13 protein-coding genes are annotated in these 16,681 nt (G+C 72.2%); 3 read left to right on the top strand and 10 right to left on the bottom strand.

Translation table 11 applies throughout. The features are described from left to right. Positions 1-4 precede the first annotated feature (4 nt). The 8 genes from rimM to ftsY all read right to left on the bottom strand — a co-directional run bounded on the left by rimM (position 5) and on the right by ftsY (position 9,131). Complete coding sequence (rimM, locus tag AC3DEV_RS05535) at positions 5-538, bottom strand: ribosome maturation factor RimM (protein ID WP_067717598.1); 534 nt, start codon at positions 536-538, stop codon at positions 5-7. A 41-nt stretch (positions 539-579) separates the two neighbouring features. Further along, complete coding sequence (locus AC3DEV_RS05530; RefSeq protein WP_119192748.1) at positions 580-822, bottom strand: RNA-binding protein; 243 nt, start codon at positions 820-822, stop codon at positions 580-582. Positions 823-827: 5 nt separating this feature from the next. Next, the gene (rpsP, locus tag AC3DEV_RS05525) at positions 828-1,322 is read right to left on the bottom strand and encodes a 30S ribosomal protein S16 (protein WP_120283496.1); all 495 of its coding nucleotides are present in this window, start codon (positions 1,320-1,322) and stop codon (positions 828-830) included. Positions 1,323-1,514: 192 nt separating this feature from the next. After that, on the bottom strand, positions 1,515-3,095 hold the full coding sequence (gene ffh, locus AC3DEV_RS05520) for a signal recognition particle protein (RefSeq protein WP_269501245.1): 1,581 nt from the start codon (positions 3,093-3,095) through the stop codon (positions 1,515-1,517). A gap of 66 nt (positions 3,096-3,161) precedes the next feature. After that, positions 3,162-5,537, bottom strand: coding sequence for a [protein-PII] uridylyltransferase (locus AC3DEV_RS05515; RefSeq protein WP_488371522.1), 2,376 nt, complete (start codon positions 5,535-5,537; stop codon positions 3,162-3,164). Positions 5,538-5,730: 193 nt separating this feature from the next. Then, positions 5,731-6,069: a P-II family nitrogen regulator gene (locus AC3DEV_RS05510; protein WP_067717588.1), complete on the bottom strand. Its 339-nt coding sequence runs from the start codon at positions 6,067-6,069 to the stop codon at positions 5,731-5,733. A gap of 28 nt (positions 6,070-6,097) precedes the next feature. Continuing rightward, entirely contained in the window at positions 6,098-7,465 is a 1,368-nt protein-coding gene (locus AC3DEV_RS05505) for an ammonium transporter (RefSeq protein WP_317468377.1), read from the bottom strand. Between the two features lie 184 nt (positions 7,466-7,649). Continuing rightward, positions 7,650-9,131, bottom strand: a complete 1,482-nt coding sequence (gene ftsY, locus AC3DEV_RS05500; RefSeq protein ID WP_269501238.1) for a signal recognition particle-docking protein FtsY — start codon at positions 9,129-9,131, stop codon at positions 7,650-7,652. A 194-nt stretch (positions 9,132-9,325) separates the two neighbouring features. Between ftsY and AC3DEV_RS05495 the strand changes: the two genes are divergently transcribed. The 3 genes from AC3DEV_RS05495 to AC3DEV_RS05485 are packed head-to-tail and all read left to right on the top strand — an operon-like array spanning position 9,326 to position 12,674. Then, positions 9,326-9,961, top strand: a complete 636-nt coding sequence (locus AC3DEV_RS05495; RefSeq protein WP_082923992.1) for a succinate dehydrogenase cytochrome b subunit — start codon at positions 9,326-9,328, stop codon at positions 9,959-9,961. A gap of 23 nt (positions 9,962-9,984) precedes the next feature. Next, positions 9,985-11,934, top strand: coding sequence for a fumarate reductase/succinate dehydrogenase flavoprotein subunit (locus AC3DEV_RS05490; protein WP_488371689.1), 1,950 nt, complete (start codon positions 9,985-9,987; stop codon positions 11,932-11,934). After that, positions 11,931-12,674, top strand: a complete 744-nt coding sequence (locus tag AC3DEV_RS05485) for a succinate dehydrogenase/fumarate reductase iron-sulfur subunit (protein ID WP_067717583.1) — start codon at positions 11,931-11,933, stop codon at positions 12,672-12,674. The genes AC3DEV_RS05490 and AC3DEV_RS05485 overlap by 4 nt, the downstream gene beginning before the upstream one ends. Before the next feature lie 75 nt (positions 12,675-12,749). Here the strand turns inward: AC3DEV_RS05485 and AC3DEV_RS05480 are convergent, their stop codons facing one another. Together AC3DEV_RS05480 and smc are read right to left on the bottom strand one after the other, a co-directional pair. Then, entirely contained in the window at positions 12,750-13,067 is a 318-nt protein-coding gene (locus AC3DEV_RS05480) for a hypothetical protein (protein WP_227022022.1), read from the bottom strand. Positions 13,068-13,112: 45 nt separating this feature from the next. Beyond that, positions 13,113-16,679, bottom strand: coding sequence for a chromosome segregation protein SMC (smc, locus tag AC3DEV_RS05475; protein ID WP_067717577.1), 3,567 nt, complete (start codon positions 16,677-16,679; stop codon positions 13,113-13,115). Positions 16,680-16,681: the final 2 nt, after the last annotated feature.

Raw genomic sequence — 16,681 nt, 5'->3', positions numbered from 1 at the left:
GCGGTCACGACGTCCCCAGGTCGAGCAGCCCCTCCGGCGGGTCGATGACGCACGTCCGCGCGACGACGTCCACCTCGGGGACCATCTCGGAGACGAACGGGACCAGTGCATCGCCTCCGTCGGCCAGCCGGATGGCCAGGAGTTCGCCGGCCGCGGTGTGCACGATCTCGGTCACCTCGCCGAGGGTGGCACCCGAGGTGTCGAGTACCCGCAGTCCCACCAGTTGATGGTCGTGGTACTCGTCCGGGTCCTCCGGATCCTCCAGCGCATCCGAGTCGACGAGCAGCAGCATGCCGCGGAGTGCGTCCGCGGTGTCCCGATCGCCGACGCCTTCCAGACGCACCAGAAGCCGCCCGGAATGCTGCCGGGCGGCTTCGATGGTGACGTCGCGGTCGGTGGCCCGATCGCCCCGACCGACCCGCCCGACGAGTCGGGTCCCGACGGCGAATCGCTCCTCGGGTGAATCGGTGCGAACCTCCACCACCAGTTCGCCGCGGACGCCGTGCGATTTGACGACGCGTCCCACGACGAGCTCCATGATGGTCCAGGTCCTCCGATTGCCGACGTGTACGGGCGGGGTCAGCGGTCAGTGTCGACCACGTCGACCCGGACACCGTCGCCGCCGACGGCGGAGACGATGGTCCGGATCGCGGAGGCGGTACGGCCACCCCGACCGATGACACGGCCGAGATCCTCGGGCGCGACGGCCACACGGATCACGGTGCCGCGCCGACCACCACTCGACCGGACGGTCACCGCGTCGGGGTCCGACACGATTCCGCGGACGAGGTGGTCGACGGCGTCGACGACCATGTCATTCATCTGTCTCAGGCCTCGGCGGTCTCGGCGTCAGCCGACGCGGCCTCGCCCTCGCCGGCCTCGGCGGCCTTCGCGGCCTCCTGCTCGGCCTTCTTGGCCTCGTCCTTCTTCGCCTTCTCGGCCTTGCGCTTGGCGGTGATGGCCTCAGCAGACGGCTCGCCCTGGGCGTCCTCGAGGGCCTTGTTGAACAGGTCCAGCTTCGACGGCTTGGGCTCGGCGGTCTTCAGGGTGCCCTCGGCGCCCTCGATCCCCTTGAACTTCTGCCAGTCGCCGGTGATCTTGAGCAGCTGCTCGACGGCCTCGGTGGGCAGGGCGCCGACACCGAGCCAGTACTGCGCGCGCTCGGAGTCGATCTGGATGAAGCTCGGCTCCTCCTTGGGGCGGTAGAGACCGATGGTCTCGATGGCGCGCCCGTCGCGGCGGGTGCGGGCGTCGGCGACGACGACCCGGTACTGCGGGTTACGGATCTTGCCGAGGCGGGTGAGCTTGATCTTGACGGCCATGAGGCGTCTCGCTTTCTGTTGCGGGTCACGTGGCGATTCAGCGGCGCCCGCCCTGCTGGCGGGGCCCGGTTTCGCCTTCCGGGTGACCGCCGTTCGGCACGGACCCACGAGGGTCCACCGGTGACGGCGTCCAGCGGACCAGTCTAGACAGGCCGGGACCGTGCGCACCAATCGACGCGTCGGGCGGACCGGTCAGCGCTTGGGGAACTTCAGGTCGTTGAGGTCGATCCCCTCCAGCCCCGGCGGGAGCTGGTCGAGTCCGGGCGGCAACTGGGACAGGTCGGGCATCCCGCCGGGCGGCATACCGGGCATCCCGGGCGGCATCCCCGGCATCCCCCCGGGCATCATCCCCCGCTGCTTGGGCGGGGTGGGACCGCGGCCCTTCCCCTTGCCCTTGCCCTTCTTGCCCTTGCGCTGGTTCTTGCGTCCCGCCCCGGGCATCCCCATCTGGCCCGCCATGCGGCTCATCATCTTGCGGGCCTCGAAGAACCGGTCGACCAACTGGTTGACGTCGGTGACCGTGACCCCCGAACCGTTCGCGATGCGCTGGCGGCGCGAGCCGTTGATGATCTTCGGGTCCGCGCGCTCCTCGGGGGTCATGCCGCGGATGATCGCCTGGATGCGGTCCAGGTACTTCTCGTCGATGTCGCCGACGGCGGCCTTCATCTCCTTGCCGCCGGGCAGCATGCCGAGCAGGTTCCCGATGGGCCCCATCTTGCGGATCATCAACATCTGGTCGAGGAAGTCCTCGAGCGTGAGCTCGCCGGAGCCGATCTTCGCGGCGGTCTTCTCCGCCTCCTGCGCGTCGAAGACCGTCTCCGCCTGCTCGATGAGCGAGAGCACGTCGCCCATCCCGAGGATGCGGCTGGCCATGCGGTCGGGGTGGAAGACGTCGAAGTCCTCGAGCTTCTCGCCGTCGGACGCGAACATGATCGGCGTCCCGGTGAGCTCGCGGACGCTCAGCGCGGCGCCACCGCGGGCGTCACCATCGAGCTTGGTGAGCACGACACCGGTGAAGCCGACGCCCTCACGGAAGGCCTCGGCCGTGACCACCGCGTCCTGACCGATCATCGCGTCCAGGACGAAGAAGGTCTCGTGGGGCTGGACGGCATCCCGGATCCCCCGGGCCTGGGCCATCATCTCCTCGTCGATGCCGAGTCGACCGGCGGTGTCGACGATCACGACGTCGTGCATCTTGGCGCGGGCGTGAGCCAATCCGCGCTGCGCGACGGACACCGGCTCCTGGACACCGATCACCTCGCCGTCGCCCCCGACGGAGGTCCCGGGGTGCGGGGCGAAGGTGGGTACTCCGGCACGCTCACCGACGATCTGCAGCTGGTCGACCGCTCCCGGCCGCTGCAGGTCACAGGCCACCAGGAGCGGTGTGTGCCCCTGCCCCTTGAGCCAGTGCGCCAGTTTGCCCGCCAGGGTGGTCTTACCCGCGCCCTGCAGACCCGCCAGCATGATGACCGTCGGGGGCTGCTTGGCGAATTCGATCCGTCGCTCCTGCCCGCCGAGGATGGCGGTGAGTTCGGCGTCGACGATCTTGACGACCTGCTGGGCGGGGTTGAGCGCCTCGGAGACCTCCGCGCCCTTGGCACGCTCCTTGACCCGCGAGATGAACTCGCGCACCACCGGCAGGGCGACGTCGGCCTCGAGCAGTGCCAGGCGGATCTCGCGGGCCGTCGCGTCGATGTCGGCGTCGCTGAGCCGACCTTTTCCGCGCAGGTCCTTGAGCGCACCTGTGAGGCGGTCGGACAAGGATTCGAACACGGCAACAGCTCCCTGGTTCGCGGCCCGGGAGCGCGCACGGTTCCCGGTGTCGTCGGCGACGACTGATCACAGGGTATCGGCATGCGCCACGGCGGGCGTCGTGGGATCACGTCGTGGCAGCAACGCCTCCACCTGACCGGCCGTACTCAACACCGCTCCGGGGCCGGAGAGGGCGAACACGTCCTCCACCGCCGCTCCCCTGGTGCGCACCACCACCCAGTCGATCCGGGCGCCGGCCTCGATGATCGCGGCAACCACCCTGGCGAACAGGCCGGGCCGGTCCTCCGACCGCACCTCCATCAGCACACCGTCGGCGTCGGTCCGGTGGGAGATCAGGACGGAGGATCTGGCCTGCGGGGGCCCGATCGGCAGCGCCGCCCCCCGGGACAGCGCGGCGCGCAGCGGCGCGGGGAGCCCGGAGTCGATCGAGCGGCGCAGATCCTGCCGGAGTACGCGTCCGTCCACCGGGTCTCCGAAGCGGGTGGAGACCGTCATCCGAGCGCGCATCCCGCCCGGAGGACGCAGGTCGATCTCCGCGTCCACGATCTCCAGCCTGTGGGCTGCCAGGACCTCCGCGGTCACCGCCAGTGAACGACCGCCACCGGGTACGACGAGAGTGACCTCGTGCGTGGTCCCGGAGTCCGCCGCCCGGAGGCCCACCACGACATCCGGTGGTCCGTGCCGCCGAGAGGCGTTCACCGTCGGCGCCTGCACCGCGGCGGGACGGGGGCCGAGCGCCTTGCCGCAGGCCGCCACGAGCGCGGCGTGGGCCCCGGCACGGCCTGTGGTCCAGACCGTCGGCCCGGTCGCGAGCGAGTCCGCCTCGGTGAGCGCGGCCAACACGTCGAAGGCGACGGCGTCCCGGTCCAGCGCGGTGAGCACGGCCTCGGCGGTGGCGGGGTCGGCGGGGTCGCGTCTCGCGGCGGTCGCGGGGAGCAGCAGATGATGCCTCACGATGCGCGTGAGGGTCTCGGTGTCGCGGCCCCCGAGGCCCATCCGCGCGCAGATCGGACGGATCATGTCCGCCCCGTTCTCGCTGTGGTCGCCGTCCCGGCTCTTCCCGAGGTCGTGCAGGAGCGCCGCGAGCAGCAGGAGGTCCGCGCGTGCGACGGAGGTGGTGAGTCGGGACGCCTCCACGGCCGTCTGCACCAGGTGCCTGTCGACCGTGTAGATGTGCGCCCGGTCGCGGGCGGGCAGATCCCGCACCCCCGCCCATTCCGGTAGCAGCCGTTCCCACAACCTGCACCGGTCGAGCGCCTCGTGCACGGGGATCTGCGCCTCACCCGAGCCCAGGAGCACGAGCAGGTCCGACAGGGCCTCCGCCGGCCACTGACCGTCCGGGACGGGGCAGCGTTCGGCGAGGACACCGAGGGTGGAGGTCGCGATCGGCAGCCCGAACCGGGCCGCGGACGCGGCCACCCGCAGCGCCAGCCAGGGGTCGTCGGCCACGCGGGCCGCGCGGGCGAGCGTCACCTCCCCCGCATGTTCCACCACCCCGTCGTCGAGGGGCCGACGGACAGGCGACCTCCGCAGCAGGCCGGTCAGTCCCCGGGAGGACAGCGCCGCGCACGAGCCACGGATCGCCTGGTCCGCGGTGAACGCGATCGTCCGGGAGGCGTCGCTCAGCGCCCGGGCGAGATCGAACCGGTCCCCCAGACCCAGCGCCTCGCCGACCTCGTCCCCGTACTCGGCGTGCAGCACCTCGCGGGGGCGTCCGCTGACGCGGTGTAGTTCGGTCCGGGCGTCCAGCACCAGCCGGTGCGCGCGCGCCATCCCACCGGGGACCACGGGCCGACCGTCGCTGAGGTGGGCCAGGCCCAGGGCGGCGACGAGCTGCGCGTCGCGGAGCCCACCGGCCCCGTTCTTCAGGTCGGGTTCGCTGCGGTGCGCGATCACCCCGGCCCGGTGGCGCCGGGCGGCCGCCGCGTCGACGAGGTCGTCGAAGCGGGAGGCGATCTGGTCCCGCCACTGCCGGCGGGCGCCGTCCACGACGAGCGCTCCCAGATCCGCGTCGCCAGCGATCACGCGCGCGTCCAGCAGACTCAGCCCGACGGAGACGTCGGCAGCGGCCACGGCCAGGCACTGGTCGACCGTGCGGACACTGTGGTCGAGTCCGACGCCGGAATCCCACAGCGGGTACCACAGTGCGTCGGCCAGCTCGCCCACGTCACGGTCCGGCCGCCGCTCGTGGACCAGGACGAGGTCCAGATCCGAGTGTGGCAGAACCTCCCGGCGTCCCAACCCGCCGAACGCGATGAGGGCGAACCCCGACCCCGGGCCGATCCCGGCCTCGTCGGCGAGCCGTCCCAGCTCCATCTCGTAAAGCTCGCACAGGGCGTCCCTCAACGGCGCGGCGGGCAGGCTCTCACGCGGGGCGGAGAGGATCCGCTCGCGTCCCGCCCGCAGCGCCGTGGCGCGCTCGCCGTCGGCCGTGACCGCCATGGCACTCCCCTTCCCTCATCCGTCGGGTCCAGAATGTCGCCTCCGTGTCACCGCCTCGGGGCGTACACGTTTCACCTTTGTGAACGGCTGCGCACGGTCTGCGCGGGACCGGGCGAGGGTGGCGTCCGCAGTACGCGACGGCGCGCGGCCGCCCCTGTGACGGGGCGACCGCGCGCCGGGTTCTGCCCGAGGGTCAGATCGCGGACGTGCCCTCCTCACCGGTGCGGACGCGCACGATGCTCTCGACGGGGGTCACCCAGACCTTGCCGTCGCCGATCTTTCCGGTCCGGGCCGCGTCGACGATCAGTTGGACCGCGGTGCCGGCGGTCTCGTCGTCGACCACCACCTCCACCCTGATCTTGGGGACGAAGTCCACGGCGTACTCGGCGCCGCGGTAGACCTCGGTGTGGCCCTTCTGGCGTCCGTATCCCTGGACCTCGCTGATGGTGAGGCCGTGGATACCGGCCTGCTCCAGTGCTGCCTTGACATCGTCGATCGTGAACGGTTTGACGATCGCGGTGACGAGCTTCATGTCGTGGGTTCCTTTCGAAGTGGTCGGCTCAGCGGATGAGCGCGTTGGTGGAGGCCTCGTACGCGCTCTCGGCGTGCTGGGCACCGTCGATGCCCGCCTGCTCGTCGGCCTTGTCGATCCTCCAGCCGAGCGGCCGGCAGATCGCCCAGGCGATCGCGGTCATGATGCCGGTGAACACGAGGGCGGCCACGGCGATCGCGATCTGGACCACCAGGAGTCGCCAGCCGTCCGCGGAGTAGAACATTCCCGCGTCCGTTCCGAAGGTGCCGGTGGCGAACAGGCCGATGGCGATGGTGCCCCAGAGTCCTGCCACCAGGTGCACGCCCACCACGTCCAGGGCGTCGTCGTAGCCGAAGCGGTGCTTGAGGCCGACGGCGAGCGCGGACAGCACGCCCGCGATCGCACCGAGGGCGATCGCGCCGAGCGGGTGGACGGAGCCGGCGGCGGGGGTGATGGCCACGAGGCCAGCGACCACGCCGGAGGCGGCACCGAGGCTGGTGGCGTGGCCGTCACGGATACGCTCCGCGAGGAGCCAGCCGAGCATCGCGGCGGCGGTGGCGGCGGTGGTGTTGACCCACGCCAGGCCCGCCGCGCCGTTGGCACCGAACGCGGAACCGGCGTTGAACCCGAACCAGCCGAACCACAGCAGGGCGGCGCCGAGCATAACCAGCGGCAGGTTGTGCGGGCGGTAGGCGGTGCGACCGAACTCGAGCCGCTTGCCGACGAGCAGGACCAGGACGAGCGCGGCCATACCGGCGTTGATGTGCACGACGGTTCCGCCGGCGAAGTCGACGGGCGCCACGGCGGCGGTCAGCCCGCCCTCGCCGTCGTCGACGGTCCCGAAGATCATGGCCGCCAGCCCACTGTCCGAGTGGGAGAGCAGTCCGCCGCCCCACACCATGTGGGCGAGCGGGAAGTACGCCAGGGTCACCCAGACGCCGACGAACGCCAGCCAGGTGCCGAACCGGGCGCGCTCGGCGATCGCGCCCGAGATGAGCGCGACGGTGATGATCGCGAAGGTCACCTGGAAGGCGACGTCGACGACCTGCGGGTAGGCGCCGGAGCCGGAGACCGCCCATTCGGTGGCGTCACCGATCACCCCGGAGAGCCCGAACATCTCGAAGGGGTTGGCGAACAGCCCCAGGACCGACTCGCTGCCGTAGGACATCGACCATCCCCACAGCAGGTAGATCACGCCGACCACGCCCATCGCGCCGAACGACATCATCATCATGTTCAGCACGGACTTCTGCCGGGACATGCCGCCGTAGAAGAGCGCCAGGGCGGGCGTCATGAGCAGTACCAGGGATGCTGCGATGAGCATCCAGGCCGTGTCTCCCGTATCGATCTCCGGCGTCGCCTCCTGGGCGAGCAACGCGACACTGTCACCTATCACGGTGCGGTCCTCCTCGTCTCGTACGTGGTGAGCGACTCTTCGCTCCCCGTCGACATGAAGATTTCCTTGGTCGTGTTGCACCGGATGTGCCCTGATGTTTCGGGGTTGTAACGCGCTCGGGTCCCCTGTTCCGGTCGTGTGTCCCGGCCGCCCGGGCGCGTATCCCGGCCGCGTCGCCCGGGACCTACGTGCCGAGCAACGCGTCGACGAAGGCCTCGGGGGTGAACGGCGCGAGGTCGTCGGCCCCCTCGCCCAGTCCGACGAGCTTCACGGGCACGCCCAACTCGTGCTGGACCTGGAACACGATGCCGCCCTTGGCGGTGCCGTCGAGCTTGGTGAGCACGACACCGGTGATGTCGACGACCTCCTTGAACACGCGCGCCTGCATGAGCCCGTTCTGCCCGGTGGTGGCGTCGATCACCAACAGGACCTCGTCGACGGGGGTCTTCTTCTCCACCACCCTCTTGACCTTGCCGAGCTCGTCCATGAGCCCGGTCTTGGTGTGGAGGCGACCGGCGGTGTCCACGAGCACGGCGTCCACGCCGGTCTCGACCCCGCGGGTGACCGCGTCGAAGGCGACGGAGGCGGGATCCGCGCCCTCCTTGCCGCGGACCACCTCGGCGCCCACCCGCTCGGCCCAGGTCTGGAGCTGATCCGCGGCGGCGGCGCGGAACGTGTCCGCGGCGCCGAGGAGGATCTCGCGACCGTCGGCGACGAGGACGCGGGCGAGTTTGCCGGTGGTGGTGGTCTTGCCGGTGCCGTTGACGCCGACGACGAGGAGGACGGCCGGCGTCCCGTCGTTCGGCAGCGCACGCAGCGAGCGGTCGAGTTCGGGGTGGAGGTTGTCGATGAGGGTCTGCCGCAGCAGATCGCGCACCTCGGCCTCGGTGCGGACCTGTCGGGTGGCGATCTCCGCCCGCAGGCGGTCCACGACGAGCTCGGTGGTGGCCGAACCGAGGTCGGCCATGATCAGCGTGTCCTCGATCTCCTCCCAGGCGTCCTCGTCGAGATCGCCGGCGCCGAGGAGACCCAGCAGCCCCTGGCCCACGGTGTTCTGCGACCGCGCGAGGCGGCCCCGCAGGCGGTCGAGGCGGCCGGCGGCCGGGTCGATGCGCTCGACCGGGGCGACCGGCTCCGGGGTCCCGGTGACCGTCTCCGGGGGCGCCGGGATCTCCTCGTCGGGCACCTCGGGCGGGACCACGACGGGTTCGACCGGGGCGGGCTCGACGACCTCGGTGGCCTCGGTCGGGCCGGGATCGACGTCCGGCTCGGGCGCGGGGACGGCAGTCTCGGGCGCGGTATCCGGCGCGGTCGCGGGTTCGGCGGCGGGTTCGGCGGCGGGGGCCGCCCCCGTCGCAGCGGACGGCGGCGCGGGGGGCCGTGGGGCCGGTGTCGCCGGCGGCAGGTCCTCCCGCGGCGTCGGGTCACGGCGCACCGGCTCCCTGGGCGGGGCCGCCGTGGCGCCGCCCCCTCCCTGGGCGAACGAGAACCCCGTCCCGGCCTGATAGTTGCCGGAGCGCTCCTCGCGGGTGAGCTCCTTGCGCTCGGCGGCCCTGGTGAGGGAGATCTGCCGCTTCTTCCGCAGCTGCAGACCCACGACGAGGGCGATGATGGCCAGCAGCAGCACCGCGGCGACGGCGATGATGATCCAGGTGGTGGTAGTCACGGTGCCCAGTATGGCCGACCGCACCCGTCGCCATCTCGGTCCCGGGGGGCTGTGGCGGACCTAGACTGGCGTCTGTCGTCGTCCGGGGAGGAGCCCACGTGGTCGAGCTCGCCGCCCAGCCAGGGGGTACGTCCGTACGCCGGCGCCCCCTCCGCCGGGCCCCGGCCCCGCCCACCTGGCTCGCCAAGACCATCATGGCGGTGACGGGGTTGCTCTTCACCGCCTTCGTGGTGGTGCACATGGTCGGCAATCTCAAAGTGTTCGGCGGGGCCACGGGTTTCGACGCCTACGCCGCGTGGCTGCGGACGTTGCTGTACCCCCTCGTCCCCCACGAGGGCGTCCTGTGGGCGTTGCGCGTCGTGCTGGTCCTGGGCCTGGTGGCGCACGTCTGGTGCGCGGTCGTGCTGGTGCGGCGCTCCCACGCGTCCGCGGGCCCGCACCGTCGGCGGACAGGCCTGACGGCCGGCTCGTTCGGCGCCCGCTCGATGCTGCTCACCGGCGTGGTGCTGCTGCTCTTCGTCGTCTTCCACGTCCTCGACATGACCACGGGCACCGCCCCCGCGGCGTCGGAGGCGTTCGAGCCCGGCACGGCGTACGCCAATCTGGTCGCCAGCTTCTCGCGGCCCTGGGTCGCGGCCTTCTACGGCATCACCATGGTGCTGCTGGCCCTGCACGTCGCCCACGGGGTCCGCACCGCCGCCGGCGACCTCGGGGTGACCGGCGCCCGGAGCCGGGCGGTGATCACGACCGTGGGCGGGATCGCCGCGGTGGCCGTGCTGCTGGGCAACGCCGCTATCCCGATCGCGGTCCAGGCCGGGTGGTTGACGTGACCTTCACCCCGCCCCCCGTCCTCATGCCCGACGCACGACAGGGACACGTGCTGAGCTCCGGCACACCCGGGGGCGACCCGGCCTCCGCTTGGGCGAGGCGTCGCGACGCCTACCGCCTGGTCGCGCCGGCCAACCGCCGCCACCTCCACGTGGTGGTGATCGGCACGGGCCTGGCCGGGGCCGGCGCGGCGGCCGCCCTCGGCGAACTCGGCTACCGGGTCACCGCGTTCACCTACCACGACGCCGCCCGGCGCGCGCATTCCGTGGCCGCCCAGGGCGGGATCAACGCCGCCCGCGGCCGCCGGGTGGACGGAGACTCCGTGGCCAGGTTCGTCGCCGACACCGTCTCGGGCGGGGACTTCCGTGGGCGGGAGGCCGAGGCGTTCCGGCTGGGCGAGGAATCCGCGCGGGTGATCGATCACTTCTCCGCCATCGGGACCCCCTTCGCACGCGAGTACGGCGGCGTCCTGTCGACCCGGTCCTTCGGCGGCGTGCAGGTCTCGCGCACGTACTACTCCCGCGGTCAGACCGGCCAACAACTCCAGCTCGCGGGCGTCTCGGCCCTGCAGCGGCAGATCCGTGCCGGCGCCGTCACGCTGCACACCCGCCACGAGATGCTCGACCTCGTCGTCGACGATTCGGGGTGCCACGGTGTGGTGGTCCGTGACCTGGTGTCCGGCCACATCCGGGCCGAGACCGCGCACGCGGTCGTCCTCGCGACCGGTGGCTACGGGACCGTCTTCCACGACTCCACGCTCGCGATCCACTCCAACGCCTCGGCGGTGTGGCGCGCGCACCAGCGGGGGGCCCTGTTCGCCTCACCGTCGTTCGTGCAGTTCCACCCCACCGCGCTGCCCAAGGACAACGACTGGCAGGCCAAGACGATCCTCATGAGCGAATCGTTGCGCAACGACGGCCGCGTCTGGGTCCCGCTCCACGACGGCGACGATCGGCCGCCCGGGGAGATCCCGGACGCCGACCGCGACTTCTTTCTCGAGCGCCGATATCCCGCCTTCGGCAACCTCGTGCCCCGCGACGTGGCCTCCCGGGCGATCACCTCCGAGATCCGTGCCGGGCGAGGGGTGGGGCCACGCCGCAACTCCGTCTACCTGGACTTCCGTGACGCCCTGGCCCGCGACGGCCGGGGGACGATCACCGAGCGCTACGGCAACCTGTTCGAGATGTACGCCCACGCCACCGGCGAGGACCCGTACGCCGTACCCATGCGCATCGCGCCGACGTGCCACTTCACGATGGGCGGGCTGTGGAGCGACTTCGACCTGCAGACGTCGATCCCCGGCCTGTTCGTCGGCGGCGAATGCGGCTGGGCGTATCACGGCGCGAACCGGCTCGGCGCCAACTCCCTGCTCAGCGCGAGCGTCGACGGGTGGTTCACCCTTCCCTACTCGGTGCCGGCGCACCTGGCCACCCGCCTCGGGGACGACCTACCGGGCGACGACGACGAGGTGGTCGTCACCGCCGTGGCCCGCGCCCGGTCGCGGGTGCGGAACCTGCTCGCGGTGGGCGGCTCGACCGGGCCCGAGCACTTCCACCGTGAGCTCGGCGAGATCCTCTACTCGGGGTGCGGCGTCACACGGACGGCCGACGGCCTGACCCGGGCGATCGAGCGCATCCGTGACCTGCGGACCCGGTTCTGGACCGACCTGCGGGTCACGGGCACAGGCGGTCACCTCAACCAGGTGCTCGAACTGGCCGGGCAGGTCGCCGACTTCCTCGAACTGGCGGAACTGATGTGCGTGGATGCGCTGGACCGGGACGAATCGTGCGGCGCCCACTTCCGCGACGAGCACCAGACGCCCGACGGCGAGGCCCGGCGGGACGACCGTCGGTGGGCCTTCACCTCCGCCTGGGCCTCCGAGGGCGATGACCGTGGCGGGCCCCGGTCCTTCACCCGACACGCCGAACCGCTGGAGTTCTCGGCGGTCGCCCCCACCGCGAGGGATTACCGATGAGACTGACCCTGCGCATCTGGCGGCAGTCCGGGCCACACGAGGCCGGACGGTACGAGGAGTTCGAGGTCCGCGACGCACGGCCGGAGATGAGTGTGCTGGAGCTGCTCGACGTCCTCAACGGCGACCTGGTGGACGCGGGCATCGAACCGGTGGCGTTCGACTCCGACTGCCGCGAGGGCATCTGCGGGGCCTGCGGCGTCACCGTCGACGGTCGCCCGCACGGTCCCGCGGAGAACACCCCGTCGTGTCACCAGCGGCTGACCCCCTACGCCGACGGGGACACCCTGCGCATCGAACCGCTTCGCGCCGCCGTGTTCCCCGTCATCCGCGATCTGGTGGTGGACCGGTCCGCTCTGGACGGGGTCGTCGAGTCCGCGGCCCATGTGGGAATCCCGGCCGGCGCCGCCCCGGACGCGGACTCGACCCTCCAGGGTCACGACACGGCGGAGACCGCACTGGACTTCGCGGCGTGCATCGGGTGCGGGGCGTGTGTGGCGGCCTGCCCCAACGGCTCGGCCAACCTGTTCGTGGGGGCCAAACTCGGGCACCTCGCCCTCATGCCCGTCGCGGGCGCCGACCGCGCGGCCCGCGCCCGCGAGATGGTCAGCGCCGCCGACGAGGAGTTCGGTCCCTGCTCGCTCTACGGGGAGTGCTCGCGGGTGTGCCCGGCGGGGATCCCGCTGCGGGCGATCGGCGTGGTCAACCGTGAACGGCTCCGGGCGGTCTTCCGGCGCTCGTGAGCGAGCGGCGCCGCCTTGGCCACGTGCACGAAGGCCGGCACGTCGCACTCGGGTGACGACCGGGCCGTCCGTGACCTAGACGTCGTCCTCCCCGACCGGTCCGCCCTCGCCCTCCCACGTCTCGATCATCCTGACCTTGGTCCGGGTGAACTTGCGGCGCACGCCCACTCCCCCGCGGTCGCTCTCCGGGATGAAGCGCGCACCGAAATGGGTCAGGGCGTCGGTGAGGGCCTGCACCTCGGCCTCGTCGAGGTCGCCCGCCCCGCGCTCGTAGTCCCGGATCCTCTCCTCGTTCACCCCGGAGCGAAGGGCGACGACCTTGGTGGAGACCAGGCACAACGCTCGCGCGGCACGCGCGAGACTGGGGTCCATGAACAGTTCTGAGTGAGTCATGACCCCATCCTGCCAGCGCGACGCCGGGGGGGCGCCGTCGACGGGTCAGCGCATGCGTTGGGAGATGACCTTGGAGATGCCGTCGCCCTGCATCGACACGCCGTAGAGCACGTCGGCCACGTCCATGGTGGGCTTCTGGTGGGTGATGACGATGAGCTGGCTGGTCTCCCTGAGCTGTTCGAACAGCCCGATGAGCCGCCGCAGGTTGGTGTCGTCGAGCGCCGCCTCGACCTCGTCCATGACGTAGAACGGGCTGGGGCGGGCCTTGAATATCGCCACCAGCATGGCGACCGCGGTGAGCGACTTCTCGCCGCCGGACAGCAGCGACAACCGCTTCACCTTCTTTCCCGGTGGCCGCGCCTCCACCTCGATCCCGGTGGCGAGCATGTCCTCCGGCTCGGTGAGGATCAGTCGCCCCTCCCCTCCGGGGAAGAGCGTGGAGAAGACACCCCGGAACTCGCGCTCGACGTCGACCCACGCCTCGGTGAAGATCTGCTCGATGCGCTCGTCGACGTCGTCGATCACCCCCTCGAGGTCGGACCGGGCCTTCTTCACGTCGTCGAGCTGGGTGGACAGGAACGCGTAGCGCTCCTCCAGGGCAGCGAACTCCTCCAACGCCAGCGGGTTGACCTTGCCCAGGGTGGCCAGGTCCTTCTGCGCCGACCTGAGACGACGCTCCTGTTCGGCGCGCACGAACGGCATCGGCGGCGGCGGGGTCACGTCCTCGCCGCGCTCGCGAGCCGCCTCGTACTCCTGCATCTCCAACGCCGACGGCGGCAGGTCCACGTCCGGGCCGTACTCCTCGACGAGGGCCTGCGGTTCGATACCGTGACGCTCGAGCACCGCCGCCTCGAGCTCCGAGACCTTGACCTCGAGCTGCGCCCGGACGATCTCGTCGCGGTGGGCGGCGTCGCCGAGCCTCGAGACCTCGGACTCGGCCGCCGCGAGATCACCGCGCAGCGCGGCGACACCGGCGGTGGCCTCGGCGCGCGCGGCCGAGAGCCGGTCCCGCTCGGTTCCGGCGGCGGTGATGAGTTCGTCGAGCCGCGAGAGCAGCCGCCCGCTGAGTTCGTCGACCACGCCGGCGACCTCCGCGCCGCGGCGCCGCTGCGCCGCCGCCCTGGCGGCCCGGGCCCGGGACTCGCGCTCCGCCTGCGCGGCCCGCCGCAGGGACGCCGACTTGCCGCGGACGCCGGCGGCCCGTTCCTCGGCGGACCGGTGGGCGAGCCTGGCCTCGAGTTCCGCGGCCCGGGCCGAGGCCACCGCGGCCTGCGCGGCACCACGCCCGTCGTCCTCGGGTGGCCGGACCTCGTCGTCGTCGTCCCCGGCCCTGGCGAGTCGGTCGGTCAGCTCGGCGTGTTCGGCGCGCGCGGCGTCGAGCTTGTCCACCGAGATCCGGCGGGTCTGCTCCAGGCGCCGCACCTCGGCCTCGGCGCGACGGCGCCGCTGGCCGATACGGGCGAGCTCCGCGTAGATCTCCTCGATCGCGGCGTCGGACTCGCTGATGGCGGCGAGCGTCTCGGAGAACCGGTCCGCCCGCTCGGTGTCCTCGGCCGCCGCGCCGGCCAACTCGGCGCGGGTGGTCTCGATCTCGGCCCGAACGGCGTCGCGCTCGACGACCGCGGCGTCGATCGCCGACTGGATCTCCAACCCGGTGCGCCCCGACGCGGACCCGCCCACGGTCCACCCCGCACCGGCCAGCTCACCGTCGCGGGTGACCGCGCGCACGCGGCGGTCCGCCTCGACCTGGGCGTGGGCGGCGGCGAGGTCGTCGACCACGACCACGTCGACCAACAGGGCGGTCACCGCCGCCACGAGGTCCTCCGGGACGTCCACCACGTCCAGCGCCCAGCGTGCCCCGCCGACCAGGTCGACCTCCAGTCGGTAGTCGCCACCCGGCGTCCCGGCTCCCACGAGACCCGCCCGGCCCGCGTCGGCCTCCCGCAGGGCCGCCAGGACCTGCCGGCGGTTCACGGAGGTGTCCACGACCACCGCGTCGACGGCCGGCCCGAGGGCGACCCCCACGGCGCGTTCCCACCCGTCGCGGACGCCGAGCATCTCCCCCACCGTCCCGGCGACGGCGTCGGCCCCGAGATGCCGCAGGACCCACTCGGCGCCGTCCCCGGCGCCCTTGTTCTGCTCGAGAGTCTCGATCCGGGCGGCCAGCCGCGCGATCCGCTGGTCGGCCTCCCGCTCGATCCCCTGCAACTCCGCGAGCCGGGCCCGTGCCGCGAGGTGGGCGCGCTCGGCCCGCCCCAGGTGTTCGTCGAGGGTCCGTTCGCTCTGCTCGTGCGCCCCCACCCTGGCGTGGACGGCGTCGAACTCGGCCTCGGCGTCGACCACGGCGGTGCGCGCGACCTCCGCCTCGGCGTCCACGCGCGCGATCTCCGCCTGGGTGGACTCCACTCTCGCGGCGAGGGTCTCGACCTTGCCCGCGAGCCTGGCCACGCCCTCCCGGCGGTCCGCGATCGCCCGGACGGCCTTGAGGTGCTCGGCCTCGAGCGCGGCGAGCGTCGACTCGGCCCGTCCCAACGCCTCGGTCGCCAGACGGGCCTTCTCGGCGGCGGCGTCGACCTGAGCGGCGAGTTCCTCCTCGTGCGCGGCGGCCCGCTCGGCCTGGCGGTCGAGCTCGTCCGGGTCGGTGCCGTGGTGCACGGCGACCTCGGCGGCCAGCGACCGCGCGCGGTCGGCGGCGATCCGGGCGGTGGCGCGGGCCCGCTCGGCCAACGTCGACAGGGCGAACCACCGCTGCTGCGCAGCGTCGGCGTCCGGGGTCAACCGATCGAGCTCGGCCTGGGTGTCGGCCACGGAGCGTGTGAGCGCATCCCGGCGGTCGACCGCCTGCGCGACCTGGTCCGCCAACCGGGCGCGGACACTCTCGGCGTCCGCGAGTTCGCGTCGACGGGTGACGAGGTCGTCGGCGGCGAGGCGGAACGTGGCGTCGCGCAGGTCGGCCTGGATGGTCTGCGCCCGACGCGCGACCTCGGCCTGCCGTCCCAGCGGCTTGAGCTGGCGCCGCAGTTCGGTGGTGAGGTCGTTCAGCCGGTCCAGGTTGCCCTGCATACCGGCGAGCTTGCGCTGTGCCTTCTCCTTGCGGCGCCGGTGTTTGAGGATCCCGGCGGCCTCCTCGATGAACGCCCGGCGTTCCTCCGGCTTGGACTCGAGGATCTCGGCGAGCTTGCCCTGGCCGACGATGACGTGCATCTCGCGGCCGATGCCCGAGTCCGACAACAGTTCCTGCACGTCCATGAGCCGGGCGCGGTCGCCGTTGATCTCGTACTCCGCGGCGCCGTCGCGGAACATCCGCCGTGTGATCGACACCTCGGCGTAGTCGATCGGCAGGGCGCCGTCGGAGTTGTCCAGGGTGAGCGTCACCTCGGCGCGGCCGAGCGGCTGCTTCCCCGCGGTCCCCGCGAAGATGACGTCCTGCATCTTGCCGCCGCGCAGCGACTTGGCGCTGTGCTCACCCATGACCCAGGTCAGGGCGTCGACGACGTTGGACTTACCCGACCCGTTGGGCCCCACCACGCAGCAGATGCCGGGCTCGAATCTCAGGGTCGTCGGCGCCGCGAAGGACTTGAAGCCCTTGAGCGTCAGCGACTTGAGATACACGG

This window comes from Dietzia sp. IBK-p2-15D, assembly GCF_057773105.1.
The sequence above is the reverse complement of the archived record's forward strand: the minus strand, read 5'-3'. Positions and strand labels throughout refer to the sequence as shown.